The sequence below is a fragment of the Citrobacter sp. wls716 genome (assembly GCF_005280975.1).
GTDB classification, from domain to species: domain Bacteria; phylum Pseudomonadota; class Gammaproteobacteria; order Enterobacterales; family Enterobacteriaceae; genus Citrobacter; species Citrobacter youngae.
In genome coordinates this window covers 419665-443022 of sequence record NZ_SZWX01000021.1, presented here as the reverse complement: position 1 = coordinate 443022, position 23358 = coordinate 419665, and the positions used below count along the sequence as shown (strand labels likewise).

27 protein-coding genes are annotated in these 23358 nt (G+C 41.8%); 23 read left to right on the top strand and 4 right to left on the bottom strand.

What is annotated here, in order from left to right:
* Positions 1 to 70: 70 nt before the first annotated feature.
* Both sctF and FDX24_RS04800 read right to left on the bottom strand, forming a co-directional pair.
* Positions 71 to 358, bottom strand: a complete 288-nt coding sequence (gene sctF / locus FDX24_RS04805) for a type III secretion system needle filament subunit SctF (RefSeq protein WP_101743353.1) — start codon at positions 356 to 358, stop codon at positions 71 to 73.
* Between the two features lie 26 nt (positions 359 to 384).
* A complete protein-coding gene (locus FDX24_RS04800; protein WP_137363898.1) occupies positions 385 to 1662 on the bottom strand; it encodes a PrgH/EprH family type III secretion apparatus protein in 1278 nt (425 codons plus the stop codon).
* A 173-nt stretch (positions 1663 to 1835) separates the two neighbouring features.
* Between FDX24_RS04800 and FDX24_RS04795 the strand changes: the two genes are divergently transcribed.
* The 18 genes from FDX24_RS04795 to FDX24_RS04705 all read left to right on the top strand — a co-directional run bounded on the left by FDX24_RS04795 (position 1836) and on the right by FDX24_RS04705 (position 18817).
* Positions 1836 to 2276 carry a hypothetical protein gene (locus tag FDX24_RS04795; protein WP_252362807.1) on the top strand — a complete coding sequence of 147 codons (441 nt, stop codon included), beginning with the start codon at positions 1836 to 1838 and terminating at the stop codon, positions 2274 to 2276.
* Between the two features lie 14 nt (positions 2277 to 2290).
* The gene (locus FDX24_RS04790; protein WP_137345933.1) at positions 2291 to 3073 is read left to right on the top strand and encodes a helix-turn-helix domain-containing protein; all 783 of its coding nucleotides are present in this window, start codon (positions 2291 to 2293) and stop codon (positions 3071 to 3073) included.
* Positions 3074 to 3276: 203 nt separating this feature from the next.
* The gene (sctC, locus tag FDX24_RS04780; RefSeq protein ID WP_137363896.1) at positions 3277 to 5025 is read left to right on the top strand and encodes a type III secretion system outer membrane ring subunit SctC; all 1749 of its coding nucleotides are present in this window, start codon (positions 3277 to 3279) and stop codon (positions 5023 to 5025) included.
* A gap of 3 nt (positions 5026 to 5028) precedes the next feature.
* Positions 5029 to 6156 (top strand): HrpJ domain-containing protein, encoded by a 1128-nt coding sequence (locus tag FDX24_RS04775; RefSeq protein WP_137363895.1) that lies wholly within the window; start codon positions 5029 to 5031, stop codon positions 6154 to 6156.
* Between the two features lie 317 nt (positions 6157 to 6473).
* A complete protein-coding gene (locus FDX24_RS04770) occupies positions 6474 to 8504 on the top strand; it encodes an EscV/YscV/HrcV family type III secretion system export apparatus protein (protein ID WP_137363894.1) in 2031 nt (676 codons plus the stop codon).
* Positions 8505 to 8508: 4 nt separating this feature from the next.
* The gene (locus tag FDX24_RS04765) at positions 8509 to 8913 is read left to right on the top strand and encodes a hypothetical protein (protein ID WP_137363893.1); all 405 of its coding nucleotides are present in this window, start codon (positions 8509 to 8511) and stop codon (positions 8911 to 8913) included.
* Positions 8913 to 10214, top strand: a complete 1302-nt coding sequence (gene sctN / locus FDX24_RS04760; protein WP_137363892.1) for a type III secretion system ATPase SctN — start codon at positions 8913 to 8915, stop codon at positions 10212 to 10214. Before FDX24_RS04765 ends, sctN begins: the two co-directional genes overlap by 1 nt.
* Positions 10204 to 10653 carry a hypothetical protein gene (locus tag FDX24_RS04755; RefSeq protein WP_116359905.1) on the top strand — a complete coding sequence of 150 codons (450 nt, stop codon included), beginning with the start codon at positions 10204 to 10206 and terminating at the stop codon, positions 10651 to 10653. Before sctN ends, FDX24_RS04755 begins: the two co-directional genes overlap by 11 nt.
* Positions 10641 to 11564 (top strand): hypothetical protein, encoded by a 924-nt coding sequence (locus FDX24_RS04750; protein WP_137363891.1) that lies wholly within the window; start codon positions 10641 to 10643, stop codon positions 11562 to 11564. Before FDX24_RS04755 ends, FDX24_RS04750 begins: the two co-directional genes overlap by 13 nt.
* Positions 11561 to 12481, top strand: coding sequence for a FliM/FliN family flagellar motor switch protein (locus tag FDX24_RS04745; RefSeq protein ID WP_137363890.1), 921 nt, complete (start codon positions 11561 to 11563; stop codon positions 12479 to 12481). Before FDX24_RS04750 ends, FDX24_RS04745 begins: the two co-directional genes overlap by 4 nt.
* A gap of 9 nt (positions 12482 to 12490) precedes the next feature.
* On the top strand, positions 12491 to 13180 hold the full coding sequence (locus tag FDX24_RS04740; protein WP_116359908.1) for an EscR/YscR/HrcR family type III secretion system export apparatus protein: 690 nt from the start codon (positions 12491 to 12493) through the stop codon (positions 13178 to 13180).
* Positions 13181 to 13182: 2 nt separating this feature from the next.
* Positions 13183 to 13443, top strand: coding sequence for a type III secretion system export apparatus subunit SctS (sctS, locus tag FDX24_RS04735; protein WP_101742613.1), 261 nt, complete (start codon positions 13183 to 13185; stop codon positions 13441 to 13443).
* Between the two features lie 10 nt (positions 13444 to 13453).
* Entirely contained in the window at positions 13454 to 14215 is a 762-nt protein-coding gene (gene sctT, locus FDX24_RS04730; protein ID WP_137363889.1) for a type III secretion system export apparatus subunit SctT, read from the top strand.
* A gap of 5 nt (positions 14216 to 14220) precedes the next feature.
* Entirely contained in the window at positions 14221 to 15357 is a 1137-nt protein-coding gene (locus FDX24_RS04725) for an EscU/YscU/HrcU family type III secretion system export apparatus switch protein (RefSeq protein WP_137363888.1), read from the top strand.
* The gene (locus FDX24_RS04720; protein ID WP_137363887.1) at positions 15347 to 15997 is read left to right on the top strand and encodes a lytic transglycosylase domain-containing protein; all 651 of its coding nucleotides are present in this window, start codon (positions 15347 to 15349) and stop codon (positions 15995 to 15997) included. Before FDX24_RS04725 ends, FDX24_RS04720 begins: the two co-directional genes overlap by 11 nt.
* Before the next feature lie 138 nt (positions 15998 to 16135).
* A complete protein-coding gene (locus FDX24_RS04715) occupies positions 16136 to 16816 on the top strand; it encodes a response regulator transcription factor (RefSeq protein ID WP_101742616.1) in 681 nt (226 codons plus the stop codon).
* 30 nt (positions 16817 to 16846) lie between these two features.
* On the top strand, positions 16847 to 18601 hold the full coding sequence (locus FDX24_RS04710; protein ID WP_137363886.1) for an IpaD/SipD/SspD family type III secretion system needle tip protein: 1755 nt from the start codon (positions 16847 to 16849) through the stop codon (positions 18599 to 18601).
* Positions 18602 to 18610: 9 nt separating this feature from the next.
* A complete protein-coding gene (locus FDX24_RS04705; RefSeq protein ID WP_115601884.1) occupies positions 18611 to 18817 on the top strand; it encodes a hypothetical protein in 207 nt (68 codons plus the stop codon).
* Positions 18818 to 18882: 65 nt separating this feature from the next.
* On the opposite strand, the gene FDX24_RS04700 is transcribed toward FDX24_RS04705, so the two are convergent.
* The gene (locus FDX24_RS04700) at positions 18883 to 20250 is read right to left on the bottom strand and encodes an MFS transporter (protein ID WP_115601885.1); all 1368 of its coding nucleotides are present in this window, start codon (positions 20248 to 20250) and stop codon (positions 18883 to 18885) included.
* 175 nt (positions 20251 to 20425) lie between these two features.
* Here FDX24_RS04700 and kdgR point away from each other — a divergent pair, with 175 nt between their 5' ends.
* On the top strand, positions 20426 to 21217 hold the full coding sequence (gene kdgR / locus FDX24_RS04695) for a DNA-binding transcriptional regulator KdgR (protein WP_005120190.1): 792 nt from the start codon (positions 20426 to 20428) through the stop codon (positions 21215 to 21217).
* A 105-nt stretch (positions 21218 to 21322) separates the two neighbouring features.
* On the opposite strand, the gene FDX24_RS04690 is transcribed toward kdgR, so the two are convergent.
* Complete coding sequence (locus FDX24_RS04690; RefSeq protein ID WP_061068061.1) at positions 21323 to 21562, bottom strand: YobH family protein; 240 nt, start codon at positions 21560 to 21562, stop codon at positions 21323 to 21325.
* Positions 21563 to 21726: 164 nt separating this feature from the next.
* Between FDX24_RS04690 and mgrB the strand changes: the two genes are divergently transcribed.
* From mgrB to cspE, 4 genes are all read left to right on the top strand, one after another.
* A complete protein-coding gene (gene mgrB / locus FDX24_RS04685) occupies positions 21727 to 21870 on the top strand; it encodes a PhoP/PhoQ regulator MgrB (RefSeq protein WP_003034977.1) in 144 nt (47 codons plus the stop codon).
* Positions 21871 to 21944: 74 nt separating this feature from the next.
* Positions 21945 to 22229 carry a YebO family protein gene (locus tag FDX24_RS04680; RefSeq protein WP_061068060.1) on the top strand — a complete coding sequence of 95 codons (285 nt, stop codon included), beginning with the start codon at positions 21945 to 21947 and terminating at the stop codon, positions 22227 to 22229.
* A 638-nt stretch (positions 22230 to 22867) separates the two neighbouring features.
* The gene (locus tag FDX24_RS04675) at positions 22868 to 23011 is read left to right on the top strand and encodes a DUF2627 domain-containing protein (RefSeq protein WP_003034983.1); all 144 of its coding nucleotides are present in this window, start codon (positions 22868 to 22870) and stop codon (positions 23009 to 23011) included.
* A gap of 12 nt (positions 23012 to 23023) precedes the next feature.
* Positions 23024 to 23233 carry a transcription antiterminator/RNA stability regulator CspE gene (gene cspE / locus FDX24_RS04670; protein ID WP_001062678.1) on the top strand — a complete coding sequence of 70 codons (210 nt, stop codon included), beginning with the start codon at positions 23024 to 23026 and terminating at the stop codon, positions 23231 to 23233.
* The last annotated feature ends 125 nt before the right edge of the window (positions 23234 to 23358 follow it).

The following is a 23358-nucleotide window of genomic DNA, read 5'->3' as shown; positions in this document are numbered from 1 at the left end:
TAGTACTCCCTGTCCTTAGGATAAATCGATAGCGGCAAAAGCAGTGGACCTACCTTGCCGCACATCATTTTTACTTAAAGTTAGCAATAATGCCCTGGTCAATATCACGGAATGATTTAACAACGTTCGATTGCGCATTTTTATAAAGAGTATACTCAGATAATGCAGATTGGTATGCCGCCAGATTAGCGGGGTTACTTGGATCCTTTTGTAAAACCGTTAATGCATCATCCAGCGATTGTCTGAGGTCTTGTGTACCTTGCTCAAATCCTAAAGCCATATTGCTAATATATCCCGACCCAAACTCCAGGTCGGTTACAGTACTTGCATCATGCGATTTATTATCAAATGTGACCATTCTAATTGCCTCTTATTCCATTTAATTTAATAGGGATAAAGCCAGTGGTAATCAGACATGATGGCATAACTGTCATCACCGTTCCGATAGGTCAATGGCCGTAACCCCGGTTCGTCCAGTCCAAAATCAAACTGAACATATTCACCGCCAAACCTTTGTCTAAAACTGTCTATCGAATTCTGGATAACAGAATACTGTTCCCTATCGATAACACCATGAATAATAAAATTCGCTCTTAAAGGTGTAATGTCTGTTGTAAACTGAAATCCTAATTCATTGAGTTTATGCTTAGCAGATGCAATGATTTCTTGATCGGCAAATGAACCAATGACTGTATTTTTTATCCACGGATAATCTTTACCAATCAACGTGTTAAAGGGTTTGTTGCACGTATCTTTAGTACAACGTTCTGTACTAAATATTATTGCTAAAGTTGAAGAATCAGCGAGTTCAATTTTATGGAATGGGATCTTCAGTTCGTGGAGCATTGCTGAAAGATCAAGGCGAGCCGATTCAAGAGATACAATGTGAATTTTTTCTGTATTAATATTACTTTTATTGAGTTCCTGCCAGCCCCAGCCGGCGTCGGTATCGTTCCTCACAATGACATAAATACTGCCATCCTTAAGTTTAACGATATCAGGATCAACAGGAGACAATAAAGACAGTACGGAAGCACTGTTATCCACCTTAGCGTAATAACCGATGAAAGAAGTGGCGGCGACAGAAAGGATAACGGTGCTGAGAAAAATCAGCCAATAAAGTTGGCGACGAAAATATGATCTATCGGTTGATACTTTAGCAAATGAAGGATCGGTAATGCTTTCATCCTGATTCAGAGAAGAAAGCGGCTCTCTGGAATAGTTTACAACGGCCTGATTCCAGTATTCACCCTTGATTTTTAAGGCAATAGTTATCAGGCCAATCTTAACTGGGTTGTTCAGGTTTAAAGCTCGAACTGAAGTCTCTCCGCCATTTTCCGAAGAAAGGGGGTCTTCTCCGGCGAGGGACAGTACCTGGCAAGATACAGCCACTGTTTCATTTTCAGCAGAAGTTATAAACGACAACAGAAAGCAGGTGCTCTGGTCTGTGGGGGCTGGGACGACAACAGTGTTGACGCTGCTAAAAATAGACTGCTGTTCACTTTGTTCCGCAGTTAATAACTGTTCCTGTGACATGAAGCGGACATGCACGTTTTCGCTGTGAGGTAATGGAATGTCTACTCCATACATCGAGCCAGAAAGCACCTTCATGACATAGTGGGGCAGGCAATCCATACCTGCACGCTGCGAATTCTCTTCCATAAAAATCCCGTACAAAAACAAAGTTACTATGCTCCTAAGTAGTCTAGGGGATATAAAAAATGAAAAGAATAAACATTTATTTATTCAACAAAAAAGAAAATAGAAAAAATAAATAAAAATTTATGTAATTTTCTTATGAAAGACACTAGCCTATGTCAAAGCTAAGGTTCCTGATGATTAAAGGGGCATTCAATAGCAAAACGGCAGAGGCGTTTTCTCCCAAGGAAGGGAATTTAAATATGAATAAACATTATATGTATAAGGGGCCTTTATCATTTATTGCTGTAATGATTTTATCAACTGTGCTGTTCGGCTGCACAGTTAAAAAACCGTTAGAAAGAGACATCGCATTGGTGCCTGATGGACATATTACGCATTCTACGCGTTTATTCAGGCAACAGCTTGTATACTGTGCAACGCAGTATCTTGCCGAGGCTCAACATCCAGATGCTGAAATTCAATGGAATCTTCAGTCAAAAACCTTAACGATCAATAGCGCTGACCAAAATCTGGAACATTTCTTAAAAATCTGTGTAACGGACACCGTGGCAATGATGGCTGATGTTAACGATAGTGGAAGTATGACAATTTCTGCCAACCAGAGTTTTGAATAAAACGGATGTAGGCCATGAATGTTAAAGGAATTAAATGGTATCCAGGGAATAAAATTAGCCGCAGACAGTTATCTGAAAAATTTTTGCTATGCGTTTCACTAAACACTGAAAATAAATTGAATCAATGCCCAGGGAATGTGCGGTGTGAAAACCATATCTGGACGATTGGCGAACAGGGAAGATTTTCACAGCATTTAGTCTATGGCCGCCAGATCAGAGATTATCACCAGCAGTCACGGATTTTAACGGGTACTGTAAATGTAGGGTATTTTTCTGAATTGCTTGCATTTCTTGATGCTGCGTATCAGGTTTTTTCTGACATAAATACGTACTGGAATTCTGATACTCAACATAAGCATAATGGCAATATATGCTTAAGATATTCAGAACTAGAACAATTATTTATTATTAGATATATTCAAAGAATTGAAGATTTTGACTTTGCTTCATTATGTGAATTTATACGACAGCAAGAGTCTTATATGATCGCAAACTATCTTATAGGAAATTATATCAATAATGATATTAGCAATGTTACTAACTTGAGTGAACGTTACGGTTTGTCATACTCGAATTTCAGAAAAAAAACACAACTATATTTCGGTGATACAGTAAAAACCAGAATGCAGGCATGGCGATTGACAAAAACAATGCTGGATATTGTAGAGACAAAAGAAAGCCTTACTCATATAGCAATGAGCAATGGATTTAGCTCACAGTCTCATTTGAACCAGGTTATCTTATCCTCTTTCGGTATGACACCGTCCTCATTGAGGAAGATAAATGAAAAATTATAGTATCTGCCATTCTGAACAGTATGTGTTGTTCCAGCTAACCGACGAATATTTTATTGATAAGTATGCCGTTCTCTCAATGTTAGTGATGAAATTGAATCAATTTTTTGCGTGTGGAATTGGTATTAACGACGGCTGGGTTTGTTTGTTTCCACTTGAATGCTCGAATATGGAATTTCTCATGTCTTTCATGGATGGATATATCAATGTTTTTCGGGACTGAAGCCGCAATAAAAAATTTAAGTACACTCATTGTATTGGGTGTACTAAGCTATAGTGGAGCGGTTTATGCTGTTGAGGATAATTTGGAAAGTAATGGCATTCGCCAATCGATCCCCAGTAACGATGTCAATTTAACAGCACCAATTAACAGTTTTACTGCCAATAATAAGAGCGTTGATTTTGTTTTTAAAGCGATATCATCACAAACTAATAAACCATTTATTGTAAGCTCACGCGCAAAAAAATATTCGGTGACAGGCCGTTTCGATCTTAACAGACCAATGGAAATGGTCGAGCGCATTACGCATGACTTAGGGTTAATTTGGTACTTTGATGGTTCAATATATTATATATATGAAGCCTCAGAAGCTAAAACTGCAATCATTCATTTTCCAGCCAGAAGCTATAGAGATCTGGAGGATTTCTTGCACAGCAATGGTATGTATGATTCTCGATATCCACTTAAAATGAATATGCCATCCAATACACTTTATATCTCAGGGCCACCAAAATATATTGAAATCGTGGTTGGTATAGCTGGTTTTATGGGAGAGGGATATTCATCATCTAACAGCGAATTAGTCATTGATACAGTAAAACTCCGGCATGTGTTCGTGGATGATCGTACTTATAGCTATCGCGGGCAAACGAAAACGATGCAAGGTATTGCCACCACAATCAACAACTTGTTTTCCGATAATGGAGTTCAAGGAAAAAGTAATGTTGCAGTCAAAAAGCAAATTAAGCCAGAGTCTACAGCTGAAACAGAGATTCTCGAAGAATCTGAATTTGGCGTGCGTGCAGAATTTAACGATAATGGCAGAATTTCTGGCAGTGAAATTAAAGTATTGCCATTTTCAGGTCGTAATAGTTTGCTTATTAAAGGCACGCAAGATCAAGTTAACATGATAAAAGATCTTATTGCACGCCTTGATGTTCCTCGTAAACAAGTCGAGTTTTCACTTTGGATTATTGATATTAATAAGGATGATTTAGAACAAATAGGCGTAAATTGGCAAGGGCAATATAAAGTCGGTTCGAGCATCCAGACATTTTTTAATGCCACAAGTATCTTAACAAGCTCGCAAAGTGATATGTTTTTGGCAACCGTTAATGCGTTAAGTCAGAGGAATAAGGCGAATATTGTATCACGCCCCATCATCCTGGCTCAGGATAATATTCCGGCTATCTTTGATAATTCGCGTAGTTTTTATGTCAAATTGATGGGGGAAAGAGAAGTTTCGCTCCAGACAGTAACCTATGGTACTTCCATCAACGTTATTCCAATGATTTCAGATGATAATAAACTCGTTGAGATGAATATTGACATTACAGATGGAAATACTGTGGAAGATGATCAAGGTGATACTGCAACGGTAGATCAGTTACCGGTTGTGGGAAATACTGCTATCAGCACCATGGCTCGGGTGACTGCCGGTCAGAATCTTTTAATTGGTGGCTATACACGCGATCAGTTGTCTGATGGTGTTACTAAAATCCCATTGCTTGGCGATATTCCATTTATCGGTAATTTATTTAAAACAAAGACAAACAATTCCTCGAAGGCGGTAAGACTCTTTTTGATTCAGCCCAGGATACTAGAAGATGATTTTAGCCACAAAGATGCGCTTGATGGTTACATTAATGATGGATGGGATGCCATTAAAAATTATCAGAATAAGACGCAAAAAATTAATCAAGATGCTTTTATAACACCAACTCATCAGGGGTAGAATATGGCATTAGAATCTTTGCCAATGGCCAGTGTCCGAAGTGCGGGAGGGATTGGCGATTTAAGCAACGTCCTTGTTAAGATGCAGGATGATGCTGAAGTGAAGGTGGAGAAAGGTTCTTTTTCAGTTGCGATGACTATGGCCGATGATATGTCAGCGTTATTGAGTTCTTTTCTGCAGAATAATCGTGCGGCGAAGGCAAAACCTTCATCACCAGAAAGCATTGCTGAAGAGTGTGAAGCCTCAATAAAGGAGAAAACGCCAAACTGTGTGATGAAAATCAATGATTTTGCCAAAGGCGGAGCAATGACGGCAAAACAATTATTAAATTATCTGCATCAGTTATTCGCCGACCCGACAGAAATTGCTTTACTTCTTCACGCGTTTATCTTGATGAAAAAGAAGAAAAAAGAAAATGATGAGTTGCCTGATATTTCTTTGGATATTCTGGAGTCTGCTCTTGAAAATCTAAAGAAGGGACCTGACAGGAAAAAGATAAAAGCAGGCATTAACAGTGCAAATACAGCAAGAAAATTTAGTTTGCAACTAAAACAAAACGAACAGTCATTGCGTAAAGCTTATGAGGGGTTTCTTACGCAGGACCTTGATCCACTAGAAATATACCAGATGTCGATTGAGAAATTTGGCATTGAAAATCGCTACGCTGTGCTGGATTACTATTCCCAGGCACTGCATTGTGATATTAATAGTTACGACCCTTCATGCAGCGCACTTGAATTTGGCACTTTGCTTGAAGCAAATTTTAGAATGAATATACTTCGTTCTGCCGATAAGATGTTTATGTCGAAGATGAATGAAGGTGAGTATATTCCATCAACAAATGAAAGAGATTCCAGATTGCTTGATTTCTTCTTTCATATTGTTTTGCAACCTGATGAAACTAAGAATTTAACGATTGAACTGATTAACAACTGTATGAAATATTATGCAGGTAGCAATAAAACCAACTTTGTCCAACAAATTTATTCTGCTATTAAGCCACTTCCATTCGGGATCTTTGCAGATGATCTGGCAGATGCTGAAAAAATGAAAATGAGTGTTGAGAATACTCTTGCAATGATTATCGACGGGTTTTCTCGTTTTACTCATATCAGAAGGACATATGGTTAATAGCGGACTGGAAGATGAGGTATGCAATTTGCTAGCCGGAGAAGAAATCTCTGTTACATTCAAGGGAAGTTTATTCCGCTGCTGTCGATATGGAGTATGGTACTTTGTAATGGTGGAAATGCCCATAGGTGTGATCGATCTTTCTGCATGGATATATAATAACAGTGAAATGCTTAGTCACAATGAGCAAGTTCTATCGCATCACAATAAAGTCTATTATTGTGTATTGCAGAAAAAAATAGATATAGCTCTTATATACGAGAGATTTATAAAGTATATAGAGTGTAATTAACATTATAGCGTAGTCTGAGATACATATGTGGCAAAAAATAGCGCAGAGACCAGAATTATTTTTGGTTGTGTTGATGATATTAATATTAGCCATGTTGATTATACCACTACCAACATGGCTTATTGATGTACTATTAGCTTTTAATATTACATTTTCTATTTTAATTTTTATTGGCACATTTTATATACAGAAAGTGTTGGAATTTTCTGCATTGCCTTCACTTTTGCTCATTACAACGCTCTTTCGTCTTGCGTTATCTATCAGTACCAGCCGTATGATACTGGTGCAAGCTGATGCAGGACACATTATTACAACATTTGGTAACTTCGTTATTGCTGGGGATATTATTGTTGGTTTTATCATTTTTTCAATTGTTACACTTTTTCAATTTATTGTTATAACAAAAGGTTCAGAGCGTGTCGCAGAAGTTAGTGCACGTTTTTCTCTGGACGCCATGCCCGGTAAACAGATGAGTATTGATGCCGACCTGCGAGCGGGAAATATTGATGCTGATGATGCCCAACGGCGACGCTCCATGCTGGAAAAGGAGAGCCAACTGTATGGTGCATTAGATGGCACAATGAAATTTATCAAGGGTGATGCAATTGCCAGCATTGTGATTATCTTTGTCAATTTCATTGGTGGCGTATCTATTGGCATGGGGCGTCATGGTATGTCCTTTAGTGGGGCTACCGATGTCTATACGATTTTAACAATTGGTGATGCCTTGGTCGCTCAGATTCCGGCTTTGCTTATTTCCATTGGTACCGGCTTTGTGGTAACAAGGGTTAGTGAGGATGGAAAAAATCTGGGTAACAATATCATTGATCAGATTTTCCAGCGTGATTTTGTTTTGATTGTTACGGTAATTGTAGCCATTTTAATTGGTTGTCTTCCGGGATTTCCATTGATAATTTTTATGTTTATAGCTGGTATTATTCTTGCAGTTTATATTAATCGTATGATGAAAGCTAAAAAGCAGGCAACGTCTTCGGGGAGTATAAAAACGAATTCAGGGGGAAGTTTTGGTAGTGAAGGAAATACTCTTTTACCCACAGCAAGTATTATACCTGAAACTGTACCGTTGATGGTAATGCTTCCAGAGCAAGATTTTAACAATCTGGATCTTGAACATTTTGGCATGCGTTTTTCACAGGATTTTTACCTTAACTATGGCATTGAACTCCCGAAAGTCAGTGTGGTAATGAGCCCAAACGTACAGTTGAACCATGTTGTTGTCCTGATCAATGAAGTTACTGCAGGTGTATTTCCTATTAACTTTGGGCATTTCAAACTTTTGAATCTTGACGGTATTATTGATTTACCCGGCATTGATGTAATCACCACTGAATATGGAAATGAAAAAGAATACTGGGTCGCCGAACAGAGCCAGGAGTTATGTTCATCTTTGGGATTTACGTTGCGTTCGGCAGAAGATGAAATGATGCTTTCTTTTCAGTTGCTGGTGACCGCACAGATCCCTGAGCTGTTTGGTATCCAGGAAACCAAAAATATTATGGATAAATTTGAACGCCAGTATCCTGAGTTATTAAAGGAAACTTACAGGCATTGTACTGTCCAGCGAGTATCTGAAGTCTTACAGCGTTTGTTAAGTGAACGTATTTCAGTAAGAAATATGAAAGCAGTGCTGGAAGCGTTGGCGATGTGGGGCGGGAAAGAGAGAGATACGATCCAGTTGGTAGAGCATGTGCGCAGTGCGTTAGCTCGCTATATTTCAGATAAGTTTTCTACTGAAAATGTATTGTCAGTTATGGTGTTATCACCTGAGATTGAAAATAAAATCCGTAAGGGAATTAAAACATCTGCTTCTGGATCATTTATTAATATGGAACCGGCAGATAATGAGTTTGTTATTGACAGGTTTGAGCATCATTTATTGAACCTTTCACGAAAGGATGTTGTATTTCTAACTGCAGTTGATATCAGACGCTATACTAAACGTTTGATAATGTCGCAATTTACTGATCTGGATGTCATTTCATTTGGCGAAATATCAGAAAGTGTTAAAGTTAACGTAATCAAAATGGTGGATTAATTAAATGGATGTTTCAAAAATTGTAGATATTCTCAAACAGGCGCTTGAGGTAATGGGATGCGATCCATCGTTGATCTCTGATATAGATCATCATTCCACAATCGAGCTTAGTTTTGGTGAAAAACCGTCAATTATGTTTAGTACTGTTAACGGTGTTGTGGTTCTTTGGAGTGCTGTTGCAAAATATGATAGCCATGCCTTATTAAATGCTGCTCCACAACTTATCGAATCATTGGTTGCAACTTGTGACTGGAGTATTACAGGCCAGCTACAGCTAGTTGAAGATGATGGAAATTTTGTTTTAAGAGTATTTTTAAGTGAAAATGTAATTGAACAAGGTGAGTCATTGGCGGATGTATTGAACCAGTTTTATGAGCGTGTAGATGAATTTAGCCAGGCGCTAAAATAATGCAGGAAATCTTGCTTAGTGATATTTTTGATTGTAACGCCAGGATAACATCGATTCAGGGGACGATCATTACTGCACCGTTGCGCCATACTTTTATTGGGGAACGATGTCGTATTTATCGCTCTCTGAGCGATCCTCGTGTCATTGGACAAGCAGAGACTATCGGTTTTAGCCAGGGCAATGCTGTGCTGTGCCTGCTGGGCGGGTCTGATGGTATTTCATGTTCCAATATTATTGTTCCGGACGGTACTGCTTTTTCTCTTTCAGTATCGATGGACACGCTGGGTACAGTTATTAATGCACAAGGCGAGATTTGTGAACGTTTTGCGTCACCACCCCCTGCCAACGCATCTTTACCGATGTTTCGAACCATTATGCAATCTCCGCCAGATTACAGTGAGCGGCGGCCAATCGATAGCTTATTTGCGACAGGTGTCAGAGCTATCGACGGGTTATTAACTTGCGGTATAGGTCAACGTGTAGGGATCTTTGCTGGGGCTGGGGCCGGAAAAACGTCCTTAATGACAATGATCATTAGCCATTCATCTGCAGATGTTTACGTTATTGGACTGGTTGGTGAACGAGGCAGGGAGGTCACCGAGTTTTTAGCTGAAGGGATCCCGGAGGATAAGCGTGATAAAATTATTGTCGTCTATTCTACTTCTGATCGGCCCGCTGTCGAAAGGCGGAATGCAGCGCTTATTGCCACCACTATTGCTGAATATTTTCGTGACGCCGGCAAGAATGTTGTGCTGATGATTGATTCAATGACACGCTATGCCCGTGCGCTTCGTGACGTCGCGCTTTCCGCTGGAGAAATGCCTGCAAGACGCGGTTACCCATCATCTGTTTTTGATAATTTGCCACGAATCCTGGAAAGAAGTGGTAAAACTCAATTCGGCAGCATTACAGCGTTCTATACGGTACTGCTTGAAGAAGAAGAGGAAGTAGACCCCATCGGTGATGAAGTGCGCTCGATTCTTGATGGGCATATTTATCTTTCCAGAAAACTGGCTGGTACAGGGCATTATCCGGCAATTGACGTATTACGTAGCGTCAGTCGTGTAACGCGTGCAGTATCATCTGATGAGCAGTGTGAAGCTGCATCTTTATTTCGAAATTACTTGTCAAAACTGGACGAGTTGAAGCTGATGATTGAATTAGGTGAATACCAACCAGGTGAAAATCCAGCCACAGATAAAATTGTTGGGAAAACTGACATTATAAAGAATTTTCTCCAGCAAAAGATGGAAGATAAAACATCATTTACACAAATGTTGGAGTCACTGTATGCCATATAAAAGTATGGAAAATCTGTATTCAACGTACTGCGATAGCCTTGTTCTGAAAGTGACACGTATTGAACGCGAAATTGAACGATTAAAAAATTTGCTGATTGCTAATGCTGAAGGTCATAAGGAGACTAATGACTGTATCATCACCTTATGGCATGGAGTTACCGAAAGTGAAGTAACGAAAGACAATATATATGCTATTAAAAGAAAAGAATCATTGCTGCTCTCAGTTTTATATCGTCTGGATTCGGAAAAAGATGAATTAATTGCAAGTCAGCATGAACAAGAAGATGAAAAGTCGCGTCTGTTGCAATTACGCGCCAGCTATGAACGAAAAAAGCGTAAGTGGTCTTTATGCCAACAAAAAGTTAAACGCCTGCGTAGTGTCAAAAAAATTGCTCTGGAAGAATATTCTATAGAGGAATGTATTGCATGGAAAATATAAAATCATCATCAGTAGAAGCGTATTTATCAGAAAACATAGGTTCTTGTGACATTGTGCAATCTATTGATTGTATTATTCAGAAATTATTGAATGATACTGATACCAAGTGGAAAAAGAATACTAAGATTGAGGCTTTTGACGGTAACAAAGATGAGAAAAAAGGAGATAAGGGCACCGAGCAAACTGATCAGATTGCGGTATCGGTAATATTAGCTGGGGAAGCGCTATCATCGTCTCTGTCGGCCAGATTCGTGCAGCAGCTACAAACGAATAGTACGGGCAATAAGTCTGTATCTAATGTGCCGACACGTATTTCCGCCGGGAATATTAGCCAACATGCCAGCGTTGATGTAGGGCGATTAAAGGAAGAAGCCCTGATCCACAGTGGAGCGGCAGCAATTTTTACCGCAGCGGTTCCGCAACATCATGAGAATACTCAGAAATCTGATAAGAAAAAAAATGAATCTTCAGAGGTAACAGTTCTGTCTGCAATGCCAGTCCCTGACAAGGCTATCGTTGAATCTGGATGGGTAACGGAAAAGCTATTATCTGGAGAACGCGGAAAGGAGACAGTTAATCAGCAGCAATTAAAGTCTGCCAAAGATGTAGCGCTTGCAGTAAACACGAAATCGAATGTGACCGAAGTGAGCTGGACCTTTCCTACTCAACAAACGGCCCAGGTACGCATAGAACACGCACAGAATAAATCTGATACGCAAATACAAATTATGCCATCGGACATTGAAACTGAACAACAGCTAGTAAATTTCCAACAGCAATATCCTTTGCACGGATTGCGTGTAGATGGTGCCGTGTCGACGGCGAATGACTATCTACAGAATAAGCAAAACTCACAGCAGCAGAATGAGGCAAATCAGGATGTTTTAAATGACGAAGAGGAGGAGACGTGAATACCATTCTTTCGTGTTTACGGCACCTGGATGTCACAGAAAACCTGATCATGCAGTACTGCGCACGCAATTCTATCGCTTTGCTGACAAATCAGAAACGAATGCAGGGAGCATTCATTCGCTGTAGCGGTGTTCACGCCGGAACGGAGATATGTTTTTTTGTCTCTGCAGAAACGCTTTTGCAGAAATATGGCATGCAGGATGCTCGATTTTCTGTTCAGGCGATGGGAAACAAATTTATTTCTACATTGTACGGTGAGCTGTTATTTAATCTCTCCTTGGGGACTGAGTGGTTTTCAGCACCTATTGCTGAAGTTCTTATTGAGGACCCAGAATGTCAGATTCCTCTGCATGAAAAATTCTACAGTGCCGGTGATGATGCCGGTTTTGTTTGGTTTCCAAAAACATCTCTAACCTCATTAGATGTGCTGGATACGGAAACAGTAAACGATTGCCAGCATTTGCTTTGTCCCATCAAAGTATCTCTCGGATTCACATCGTTACCTGTGAGTGATATCGAAAATTTGGCCATTGGTGATGCCTTGTGGATTACAAATGTTCAGATTTACCTTTATGTCGGAAACATAGAATATTGTGCGATCCAATATGAACAACACAGTTTTACTGTAAGTGAGGATATTATGGATAGTCAAATAAATAATGCTCTTGTTGATAAGTTATGGGCGGCAGATGGACTCAAACTAAACATTGAGTTTGTACTCAGTGAAACAACCATGACATTAGCAGAAATTAGTAAAATACAAACCGGCGATGTATTAGATGCCCTGATTGGTCTGGGAGACAATAAAGTTGATGTTGAACTCCGGGTTCAGGGACAAAAGTTAGCAAAGGGAGAACTTGTTTTACTGAATGATCGCCTGGCGGTGGAAATAGAGGAAGTTTACAACACATTGTGAGATGAAATTATGACGGATTATAACAGCATTGGTCTGGTAGGGATTCTGAGTCTTGCGACACTTTTGCCATTTTTCATTGCGGGCGGAACGTGTTTTATTAAATTCTCTATTGTTTTTTCATTGATACGCAACGCCATAGGCTTACAGCAGGCGCCATCCAATATGACCTTGAATGGTATCTCACTACTATTAACTGCTTTTGTCATGTCGCCAGTTGCCCTGCAGGGCTATGAATATTATCGCCAGGAAGGTGTCTCTTTCGACAATGTTGAATCAGTGCAAAACTTCATCGATAACGGCATTTCTGGGTATAAAAATTATTTATACCGATTTTCTGATAAAGAACTCCTTACATTTTTTAGTAATATCTATCAGCAGCAATATCCCGTAACGGATGATCATCAGGTTGTTGGGGTTAAACCAACAGTTGAAAATAGCTCGTTATTTACGCTGTTAGCGGCTTATTCGCTGAGTGAAATAAAAAGCGCCTTTGTTTTAGGCTTCTATGTTTATCTTCCTTTTATTGTAGTGGATCTGTTAGTTTCCAACGTATTACTGGCTCTCGGCATGATGATGATGAGTCCTGTAACAATATCATTACCAATAAAATTGGTACTTTTTGTTGCCATTGATGGCTGGTCTAAGATTGCGACCGGCATGGTCATGCAGTACGCAGCCTTATGGAAAACGGCGGGATAACAATGGATGGTATCTTTTATATAGGCAATAAAGCACTATATATGGTCTTAATATTATCTTCAGTTCCGGTTATTGTCGCAACGGTGGTGGGGATAGTTGTGGCCATTCTTCAGGCAATTACTCATATTCAGGAACAGACCTTGCCATTTGGTATTAAATTGCTGGCAGTATGTGCCGCGCTTTTTATGACTGCGCCCTGGTTTGTTTCCAGCCTGAAAAATTTCTCTGCCGAAGTGTTGGCCCTGGCATTCCAGATACCCTAATGAGTCGCCTATGAATGTTTATGTGCTCTACCATGAATATATCCTGTTGATTGTTATCGGGATGGCCAGACTTCTGCCAATAACATTTTTCTTACCCTGGTTTAACAGCCAGGTGCTAGGGGGCATGTTAGCCAAAAATGTGATTACGTGCTTTATGCTTCTTGGTTTTTTGCCTCTGCTGAGTGTACAGTTTCCACTGGCGCCGGCAGCGGCACCAATGGTGATTATCGTTCGGGAAGCGATTATTGGTTTACTATGCGGTATTTGCCTGTCAGTGCCATTCTGGATTGCTTTGGTGGTAGGTGAGGTCATTGACAACCAACGCGGAGCAACTATTAGTAGTACTATGAATCCAGGTATAGGGGTTGAAACTTCTGTTTTCGCCAGTTTTATGAACTATTTCTACGGCGCGACTTTTATGCTAAGTGGCGGAATGGTTACGCTTTGTGAGGCGATAAAAAAAAGTTATCAAATATTTCCGGTAGCACAATCCTTTCACTTTGATAAAGCATTAGCATTGCAAGTGGTTCATCTTGTTAATGAGTTAATGCTGAAGGCTTTAATTTTGGTAGGGCCTGTCGTCGTCGCTTTATTTGTCACAGAATGCGCGCTTGGTTTACTTTCACGTTTCGCATCACAATTGAATGCTTTTTCTGTCGCATTAACGTTAAAGAGTGTTATCGCCATTTTTGTTCTGTTGATTTATTTAACACCATTACTTATCACCCAGTTGGCAGGATTACGACTGAGTGATTTTTTACCGAAGAGTTAAGTATAATGAGTGAAGAAAAAACAGAACAGCCAACACATAAGAAGAAAGAGGATTCTGCTAAAAAGGGACAGATGTTTCTTAGCCGAGATTTTGTAGGGCTACTTACGTTAATTGCGGTCTCATCTTTTGTATGGATGACCATCAATGCGAGGGAGTTGACATTTTATTTCGATTTATTCGTCAGTAGTGGTTTCATGCTATCAACGGGAGAATATGCGCGACTGGTATTTACAACAGCGTTTAAAATTATCTCTGGTATTGCCCTGATTTCTGTTTTCACTTCGGCACTGATGACATTGATACAAACACGTTTTAAAATGGCGTCGGAGGCGATTCGATTGGATCTGAATGCTATTAATCCAATAAAAGGATTTAAAGAAATATTCAGTATCAGGGGGCTGAAAGACAGTGTAAAAGCTATTTTGTATCTTGGGATGGCACTCACTGGGTTTAGTGTTTTTATTATAAAATATCATGCTCGATTATTTACTATACCGACTGGCGGGATCCAGCATTTTATTAATGTGTGGCGTGGGCTGATGCCATTGCTTTTTTGTTATACCTTGTTGCCGTTTTTAATTATTATGGCGTTTGATGCTTTGGTTGATTTTTATTTATATATTAAAGATTTGATGATGACCAAACAAGAAATAAAGCAAGAGTATAAAAATAATGAAGGTGATCAACACATTAAAAGCGCGCGTAAGCAGTTGCATCGTGAATTGCTTTCTGAACAGACTAAAGCAAATATATTGACTTCAAAAATGGTGTTGGCTAACCCGACGCATATCGCATTGGGAATTTATTTTAATCCCACGGTAATTGGCTTGCCTTTTATTTCAGTTGTCGAGAAAAACTCTCGTGCTGTTGCGGTTATTGCTTTCGCGGAAAAAAACAATATCCCTGTTATTCGCAATATTTCGCTGGCACGAAGAATTTTTAAGACGGCAAAAATTTATACTTTTATTGATAGCAGCAGTATTGATGAAATAATGCGCTTACTGACCTGGCTAGAGCAGATGGAACAAGCATGGAAAGATGATATTCCTCAGAATGACGTGCCAGGAGAGATGGCGGTTGATGTTAAATGCGATAAAGAAAATGCGGAAACAAACAAGGAAGGGGATGGAAATGCGCCATAGTATATTTGTTTTACTGTGTTGTTGCATGCCTCCTGCGATGGCAGCGCAGTGGTGTTATGAAGATGCTCAGGGAATCATGTATGTCGAACAGCAACGAACATCAAACAAGGGGCGGCGTTGCGCTATCGCTAAAAATGATGCCGTGCAACGCTGGCAGGCCACGAAAGCCAATTCCGCCATTCGCATATCACGTTCCTCACCGCGGCGTCAGTTTACGACACAGATGGCAAATGGTCGTTACGATAAGGTTATCGGCCACTATGCCAGGCAGTATGGTGTCGATCCGTATCTCGTTAAGGCGGTTATGGCCGTTGAGTCTGGATTTAATCCGGACATTATCTCGGCAAAAGGCGCTGTGGGTTTAATGCAATTGATGCCTGATACAGCGAATCGCCTGTCTTTAGCATTGGGCTATTCTCTCGAAAAGCATAGATTATCTGATCCTGAGATGAATATTCATCTTGGCACTTATTTGCTCTCGGAATTGACGAAACGCTATAGAAGTAATCCCGAACTGGTTCTGGCCGCATATAATGCGGGAGAGGGGAACGTTTCAAAGTATAACAATCAAATCCCTCCGTTTAATGAGACACATAAATATATTAAAAATGTGATAAATGAGTATAAAGCTATTCATTAATGAAATGATTTAATGTGTTTTTAATTCTAAAGTTAGAATAAATAATTTGAGTTGCGTTGCCCTGCATGAAATTATCGTAAATAATTTATTTTTAGCTAATTAAGGATTGATTAGCGTTTGCATAAGAAGGAATCGAGTATGTCCCATAAATTCCTACATTCCCGACTCTCCGTTGCGGTTGCCAGTGATGAACCGATTGTTATTACAGGATTACGCAGCTTACTTGCCGGGTATGCGGATATTGCATTTGTAACTCATTCGCGAAATGAATTGATTCACGCGTTATCAGGCAAGTGCGATGATAAAAATTTAGTGTTGATTGTTGATGTATCTTTTGACTGTCAAAATAATAATGATGCCAGTCACTATATCTCGAGAATTCAAAAGGTAGCACCGGAACTCAAGCTGATTGCGCTGGTAAGTGAAAACTACACGTTTACTCCCACGCTCCGCCGTCTCCGGGCGTCAGGGGTACACGCGTTAATCAGCAAGAAAGATGATTTGGAACGTTGTCTGCCAAAAGCATTATCTGATTTGGTGGCAAAGCGCTTTTATTCTTCTCCGCGGATCCAACAGACGGATATAACTACTGGTTATGCTCAACAGCAGTCCCAGTTAACTTCGAGAGAACTCGAAATTATTCGCTTGTATGCACGAGGCATGCGGGTAAAGGAGATTGCAAACCTTCTCAAGCGTTCAGTCTGTACGGTTGCGGTACATAAGCACAACGCGATGCAGAAACTTGCAATTACCAGCAACATACAATTGCTTCATTATGTGCAATCTCAGGATACGCTTGCCGGGATGTCAGGTAGCTAAAACGTTGCACACCTTTCAGGGAAAGATACGATGTCTACAAGTATCACAACAGCAGGACAAATTTCATTTTCAACTCTATGTACAACCACGGATGCGGTTTCTTCATCGCCTGAGGTGGTACAAGCTTCGACAACTGCCAACACTGCAGAAACGGGTACGCGACGCCAGCAGGTAATTGATATATTGACAGAAAAACTGGCAGTCTATTCTGAACAGTATCATCAGCTGCTCAACAAAGGGATCCTTATCGATACGGCTCCTGCACAGGCCGTATTGAAATCGTCTCTCTCTCGGTTCATGAGCACTGGTGTTTCAAGCGAAAAGAGCGTGGGAGAATCTTTAGAGGACTCCGCTGCTGGGGGGGCACTCTGGGACATCACTTTCGACAAAAACATGGATAAGGACGGTGATGGCAAGATTGATGATGATATCGATTTCAGCACCTCTATCTGGTCAAATGATAACGATCATGGCAATGGGGTGAATTATCCCGAGAGTGACTGGGAAATTTATGCGGATGTTAGTACTGAGCTTGCTGGGCTGCAAACGGATTATATGGATGTATATACCGATCTTGCTAATCAAAGCGTTGAATTTCTCAATGATGTTAACAGCTTTAAAGCGCGGATGGTGGCATTTGTCTCCAATAGCGACGATAAAATGAAAATTGAGATGAGCAGTGTAATGGAGGAACTCAATGCCATAATTGATGGGTGGGGGATATATGATGCCAACGGTAATATCAACCTGACGCCCATTAACCCTGAAACGACTTCCGGCCCCTATCCTGAACGCGGACCTGTGGCTATCCGCGGATTAGATGCCCAGGGAGTCTATTATTGGGCTACACAACTGGAGTTAACCGATCAGCTTGTTATTGCAACGCATGAAGAGGCAGGATCTGATGGGAAAATGAATACAGGTAACCCTGGAGATGATATAGATAATATTACGATGGTTGATTCGGTTGCTAATCTTAATGAACCACCAGAAGAGGACTGTCGGCTTTATTTGGTGATGGAAGCCGATGGCACTTATAGCCTGTATGTCTACCCTGATCTACAACCGATTCGTGACGCAATAGATTCTACAGTAGGTTTATATGGAAACGGTACAATCGGTAAAGACAACCCATTCAATATTGGGGCACCAACAAATCCACCTGCAAGCTCGTTGCTACCGCAACAACTGATTGCCGACGAGCGGTATTATGGCGATACGAAGAATTCGTATGATTATGAGCATTACTCTGGTGGTGACACAACTGAAAAGTATTATTATATGATGCCAACAGCTGAGGACTTAACGTATGTAAATCCAGTTCTCTTGGATATTGCGGGATGGTATGTACCTGAAGGTTATACAGCCGTGATTATAAAAGATAGAGGTGGTTCTGATCCATCTGACTACCTTTTAATCCCAACAAGCTTACTGACACCTTCACCTGAGGACGGCTTAAGTAACGGCTCTACGGTGCATGTCACAGAGCCTCTGGTTATTCAGGCTGAATCTTATAAAATGGGTAATAGCTCTGAACGCACTGACGTGTGTATTTCTACAGGTGCAGATTGGGATTATACTAACAGCGCAGCTGTCACTATCAGCAGCGGTATGTTTAACGAGTGGGAAAACTCGATGAACACGATGTCCAGTACAGTAGAAAGTCAGTCACAAGTTATGTCAGAAAAATTAAGCCAGGCTAATACCATCTTCAATAACCTGACCAAGGTATTGTCGTCGACGATAGAAGCTCTACTGGAAACCCAAAAAGAGTTCCTGAAATAGGTATTTATCATGAGCGACATGACCATCAGCTCAACGCCAGTTTCTGCAGATGATGCTGTTTCAGCAGAAGAACTCGACCCAACAGCGAATTTAACGGATGAGCAGCGTAAATTGATGCAGTTAGCCACTTCAGGATTTAGTCTGGAGTTTTTTTCAGATTGTATAATGGGAGATACCGACGATCCGTCCAATCCTATGTACCAGCCGGAGTGGTGACATCGGAATCGTTACGCGAATAATAAATGACGCCAGGCCCGGCGAAGTGTTGCCGGGCCTGGCGTTTATGCACGCGGCTGCGTGATACGCAGGCCGCTCACTATGGCAGCAACCGTTGCCAGTACACCCGCAGTTATCAGAGATATATGTGTTCCATTATCGCCAAACTGATTGAGCATCAATGCCACCAGCGCTGCGCCGGTACTTTGCCCTAACAGGCGCGCCGTTCCCAGCATACCGCTCGCCCCGCCGCTGCGCTCACGCGGCGCAGAGGTGATAATGGTGTGGTTATTCGGTGACTGGAATAGACCAAAGCCTGCGCCGCACAATATCATCGGCCAGATGATATTATAATCGGAGGGCGAAGCGGGCAGCAGCACCAGCGAAAACAACCCGCTTGCCATCACGACCATACCCAGCGCACCCAATAACCCCGCGTGGACGCGTTCGATAAGATACCCGGCCAGTGGCGCCATCACCATGGTTGCCAGCGGCCATGGGGTCAATAGCAGGCCCGTTTCTACTTCGTTACGACCGAGCACAGTTTGTAGAAAGAAGGGCAGGGAAACCATCGCCAGCATTTGTGCGCTAAATGAACAGATTGACGTGCAAATCGAGAGTGAAAACAGCGGAATGCGCAGCAGGTCAACCGGTAATAATGGTACCGGTAGCGCGAGCTGACGGCGGATAAAGAAGAAACCGACCACGATGAGCCCTACGAGCTCAGCACCAATTAACTTAAGCGATTGCCCTTGTGCAAAACCGCTAAGTGCGGTGATTAGCAAGCCAAACGTTAGCGCATTCATCACCGCGCTGGGCAGATCAAAACGTGGCTTATTGCTACGCGGTGTATTAGGTGGCAGGAAGCGCATGGCCAGCAGTAACGCGATAATACCCAATGGCACGTTAATCAGAAACAACCATTTCCACGAGGCAATTGACAGGATCGCTGCCGCAATCGTCGGGCCTGCTGCTGAGGAAACCGCCACGATAAAGGAGTTGATTCCCATGCCTCGTCCAAGCTGACGCTGCGGATAAATCAGGCGAATGAGTGCTGTATTCACGCTCATCAATGCCGCTCCGCCGAAACCCTGAGCCACACGCGCCAGTGTTAGCATGTGCAGCGAATCGGAGAGGGCACAGAAAAGTGATGCGAGCAGAAATACCACCAGTCCGCACTTGTATATGCGTCGGTAGCCAAACATATCACCCAGAAATGAGAGTGACAGGAGTGATACGACAATCGCAATTTGGTAGGCGTTAACGACCCAGATTGAACTGGCCGCGGAGGCCTGAAGATCGGTGGCAATCGTCGGCAGGGCAACGTTAGCAATTGCGCCGTCCAGTACTGCCATAGAGATGCCAATAACAATGGTTAAAATTGCACCATATCGCTGGGGCAATGGCAGGCCATCGGCCTGAATTTTTTCCATAGGAAGTCAATTTTGTCGGAAATTATGATGAGAATAATAATTTTAGCATTGATATTCAGGCGTTAGGTCGCAGATTTGTAACTAAGTGAGCAAAGACAGATTGCGACGGCAGGTACGTGAAATTATAATAAAAACCGGTTCTGATTTTTATAAAACACTCGCAATGAGGTGGTAAATGGCTATCGCAGATCTGGATAAACAACCCGATTCTGTATCTTCCGTGCTGAAGGTTTTTGGCATCCTGCAGGCGCTGGGTGAAGAGCGCGAAATTGGTATTACCGAATTGTCACAACGCGTCATGATGTCAAAAAGCACCGTTTATCGCTTTTTGCAGACCATGAAAACGCTGGGTTATGTGGCACAAGAAGGCGAGTCTGAGAAGTATTCCCTGACCCTGAAATTATTTGAACTGGGTGCGCGTGCATTACAGAACGTTGATCTGATCCGTAGCGCTGACATCCAGATGCGCGAACTTTCACGTCTGACCAAGGAAACAGTACACCTCGGTGCGCTGGATGAAGACAGCATTGTCTACATCCATAAAATCGACTCGATGTACAATTTGCGCATGTATTCCCGCGTGGGTCGTCGTAATCCGCTGTACAGCACCGCCATTGGTAAAGTGCTGCTGGCATGGCGCGACCGCGATGAAGTGAAGCAAATTCTGGATGGTATTGAGTACAAACGCAGTACAGATCGGACAATCACTAACACTGATGAATTGCTGGTATTACTCGATAAAGTCCGTGAGCAGGGCTATGGCGAAGACAACGAAGAGCAGGAAGAAGGACTGCGCTGTATCGGGGTACCGGTGTTTGATCGTTTCGGCGTGGTCATTGCGGGTCTGAGCATCTCATTCCCGACGCTGCGTTTTTCTGAAGAACGTTTGCACGAATATGTCGAAATGCTGCACACCGCAGCGCGTAAGATTTCAGAGCAAATGGGTTATAACGATTACCCGTTCTAATTTTGACGTGTTGCGATACGCAGAAAACCCGATACGGCGTATCGGGTTTTTTACGATCTGCCGTCGTCGCCGGAGCGAATAACGTACTGATTTTTTGCTGCTATATTAACCATTATCGATAACGACGGTGCTTTTCCTCAACAGGGGGCAATCTGACAGGCCAATGATGCCGCTGTTGGTATGGACGTATTGCGCGGTGCTGGTCCCGCGGGCGGTCAGATATTGACATTGCAGGCCCAGACCTGCCGCAGTCTCCTTACTTCCTATCAAAACGCCGTAGCCACTCAGTAATAAACCGATCCAAACCAGAGCGAGCAATACAATAGCGCGGATAATCAAACGCATTACAACCTCTTATCTTTTCTCGTTATTATTAGATTAGCCTGTACATGGGATGAAACAAGTGAATCATTCCTAAAAACATTTAATGCCGTTACAGTTAACTTAGGGTTTAGGTAACTCATGATAATTTATCAACATAGGTTGTAGATTCGGAGAGTGGAGTTGGAGTGAAAAAAATTCGATGGGTGGTCCTGATAGTTGTCGTGCTGGTATGCATACTGATGTGGGCTCAGGTGTTCAACATCATGTGCGATCAGGACGTACAATTTTTCAGCGGAATTTGCGCCATCAATAAATTTATTCCCTGGTAAGCGCATTTCAGTAACAGTTGATTACCTTCTTGTGCGGCAATGGTAAACTACGCTGTCTACATTGAGGTGGTGAAATGAACGAAGTTTTGAATTCTGGCGCGTTGAGTTTTGCGTCTTTAGTGGTATCGGTGGTGGTTCTGGTAATCGGGCTTGTATTGTGGTTTTTCATCAATCGGGCAAGTTCGCGTACTAACGAGCAGATTGAACTGCTTGAGGCGTTGTTGGAGCAGCAAAAACGACAGAACGCATTGCTCCGTCGTCTTTGTGAAGCTAACGAACCGGAAAAAGCAGAAGAGCCTACCGCGGTGCAAACTCAGGATGAAGATGATGACATCATTCGTCTGGTAGCCGAACGGTAGTAAACAGAAAGACAGGGTGAGAGTCTGTAGATGCTATTCTCAGATGCTTCATCCTGTCGTCAACGACATCAGATTATTTTCTTCTGCAACAATCCGGCAATTACTGCGCCGACACACGTGGAACCTGCGTTTTTCCAGATGCTCTGACCAATTAATATCTTATCTCTGGTTTGACATAAATATAATTATCCATAGATTAATAATATGATTGTGTCATTTTTGTGATACCGATCGTTTTATTATCAGCGAAACGTTTCTCTTACTTTTTTTGTGCATTGTCATCATTCTTTCATTATTTTGGTGCAAAACCAGAATGCCGGTCTCATTTTTACGCTTGTGATATTTTATGCATTACTAAGCATAAAAAATGATATCTGGCAGAGGCTGTGACAGATAATCTGGAACAGTTGAACCTGATGAGCTATGGTAGAAAAGTCCCTGCTACGGCGCAGGCCAGCCGGGGCAAGGGGAGAGAGGCGAGGATATATCTCTACTCGGCCTGGCGCATAACTGTGCAGTTGTTGTTTGATGAACTGTGGGATTTGTGCGACCGATCGAGACACGTTTAAAAATGGCTTGCCATTATTAACGTTGTATGTGATAACACGGTTTGGGTTAAACGAGGTACAGTTCTGTTTATGTGTGGCATTTTCAGTAAAGAAGTCCTGAGTAAACACGTTGACGTTGAATACCGCTTCTCTGCCGAACCTTATATTAGTGCCTCAAGCAGTAATGTCTCAGTTTTATCTATGTTATGCCTGCGGGCGAAGAAAATACTCTAAGGAATTTTGCAAATGGCAAAGATTAAAGGTCAAGTTAAGTGGTTCAACGAGTCTAAAGGTTTTGGTTTCATTACCCCGGCTGATGGCAGCAAAGATGTGTTCGTACACTTCTCCGCTATCCAGGGTAACGGCTTCAAAACTCTGGCTGAAGGCCAGAACGTTGAGTTCGAAATTCAGGACGGCCAGAAAGGTCCGGCTGCTGTTAACGTAACAGCTATCTGATCGATACCACTGATTTGAAGCGCTCAGGCGCAACCAATTCAGATATAAAGCCTCGCTTATGCGGGGCTTTTTAATTCAAATTACGTCAAAATATTTCTGAATGCCTCTCCATTAGCGCTTTGTTG

Coding starts and splice junctions, on each gene's coding strand:
- sctF (WP_101743353.1), bottom strand. CDS start 358: ATGGTCACATTTGATAATAAATCGCATGATGCAAGTACTGTAACCGAC.
- FDX24_RS04800 (WP_137363898.1), bottom strand. CDS start 1,662: ATGGAAGAGAATTCGCAGCGTGCAGGTATGGATTGCCTGCCCCACTAT.
- FDX24_RS04795 (WP_252362807.1), top strand. CDS start 1,836: ATGATTAAAGGGGCATTCAATAGCAAAACGGCAGAGGCGTTTTCTCCC.
- FDX24_RS04790 (WP_137345933.1), top strand. CDS start 2,291: ATGAATGTTAAAGGAATTAAATGGTATCCAGGGAATAAAATTAGCCGC.
- sctC (WP_137363896.1), top strand. CDS start 3,277: ATGTTTTTCGGGACTGAAGCCGCAATAAAAAATTTAAGTACACTCATT.
- FDX24_RS04775 (WP_137363895.1), top strand. CDS start 5,029: ATGGCATTAGAATCTTTGCCAATGGCCAGTGTCCGAAGTGCGGGAGGG.
- FDX24_RS04770 (WP_137363894.1), top strand. CDS start 6,474: ATGTGGCAAAAAATAGCGCAGAGACCAGAATTATTTTTGGTTGTGTTG.
- FDX24_RS04765 (WP_137363893.1), top strand. CDS start 8,509: ATGGATGTTTCAAAAATTGTAGATATTCTCAAACAGGCGCTTGAGGTA.
- sctN (WP_137363892.1), top strand. CDS start 8,913: ATGCAGGAAATCTTGCTTAGTGATATTTTTGATTGTAACGCCAGGATA.
- FDX24_RS04755 (WP_116359905.1), top strand. CDS start 10,204: ATGCCATATAAAAGTATGGAAAATCTGTATTCAACGTACTGCGATAGC.
- FDX24_RS04750 (WP_137363891.1), top strand. CDS start 10,641: ATGGAAAATATAAAATCATCATCAGTAGAAGCGTATTTATCAGAAAAC.
- FDX24_RS04740 (WP_116359908.1), top strand. CDS start 12,491: ATGACGGATTATAACAGCATTGGTCTGGTAGGGATTCTGAGTCTTGCG.
- sctS (WP_101742613.1), top strand. CDS start 13,183: ATGGATGGTATCTTTTATATAGGCAATAAAGCACTATATATGGTCTTA.
- sctT (WP_137363889.1), top strand. CDS start 13,454: ATGAATGTTTATGTGCTCTACCATGAATATATCCTGTTGATTGTTATC.
- FDX24_RS04725 (WP_137363888.1), top strand. CDS start 14,221: ATGAGTGAAGAAAAAACAGAACAGCCAACACATAAGAAGAAAGAGGAT.
- FDX24_RS04720 (WP_137363887.1), top strand. CDS start 15,347: ATGCGCCATAGTATATTTGTTTTACTGTGTTGTTGCATGCCTCCTGCG.
- FDX24_RS04715 (WP_101742616.1), top strand. CDS start 16,136: ATGTCCCATAAATTCCTACATTCCCGACTCTCCGTTGCGGTTGCCAGT.
- FDX24_RS04710 (WP_137363886.1), top strand. CDS start 16,847: ATGTCTACAAGTATCACAACAGCAGGACAAATTTCATTTTCAACTCTA.
- FDX24_RS04705 (WP_115601884.1), top strand. CDS start 18,611: ATGAGCGACATGACCATCAGCTCAACGCCAGTTTCTGCAGATGATGCT.
- FDX24_RS04700 (WP_115601885.1), bottom strand. CDS start 20,250: ATGGAAAAAATTCAGGCCGATGGCCTGCCATTGCCCCAGCGATATGGT.
- kdgR (WP_005120190.1), top strand. CDS start 20,426: ATGGCTATCGCAGATCTGGATAAACAACCCGATTCTGTATCTTCCGTG.
- FDX24_RS04690 (WP_061068061.1), bottom strand. CDS start 21,562: ATGCGTTTGATTATCCGCGCTATTGTATTGCTCGCTCTGGTTTGGATC.
- FDX24_RS04680 (WP_061068060.1), top strand. CDS start 21,945: ATGAACGAAGTTTTGAATTCTGGCGCGTTGAGTTTTGCGTCTTTAGTG.
- FDX24_RS04675 (WP_003034983.1), top strand. CDS start 22,868: ATGTGTGGCATTTTCAGTAAAGAAGTCCTGAGTAAACACGTTGACGTT.
- cspE (WP_001062678.1), top strand. CDS start 23,024: ATGGCAAAGATTAAAGGTCAAGTTAAGTGGTTCAACGAGTCTAAAGGT.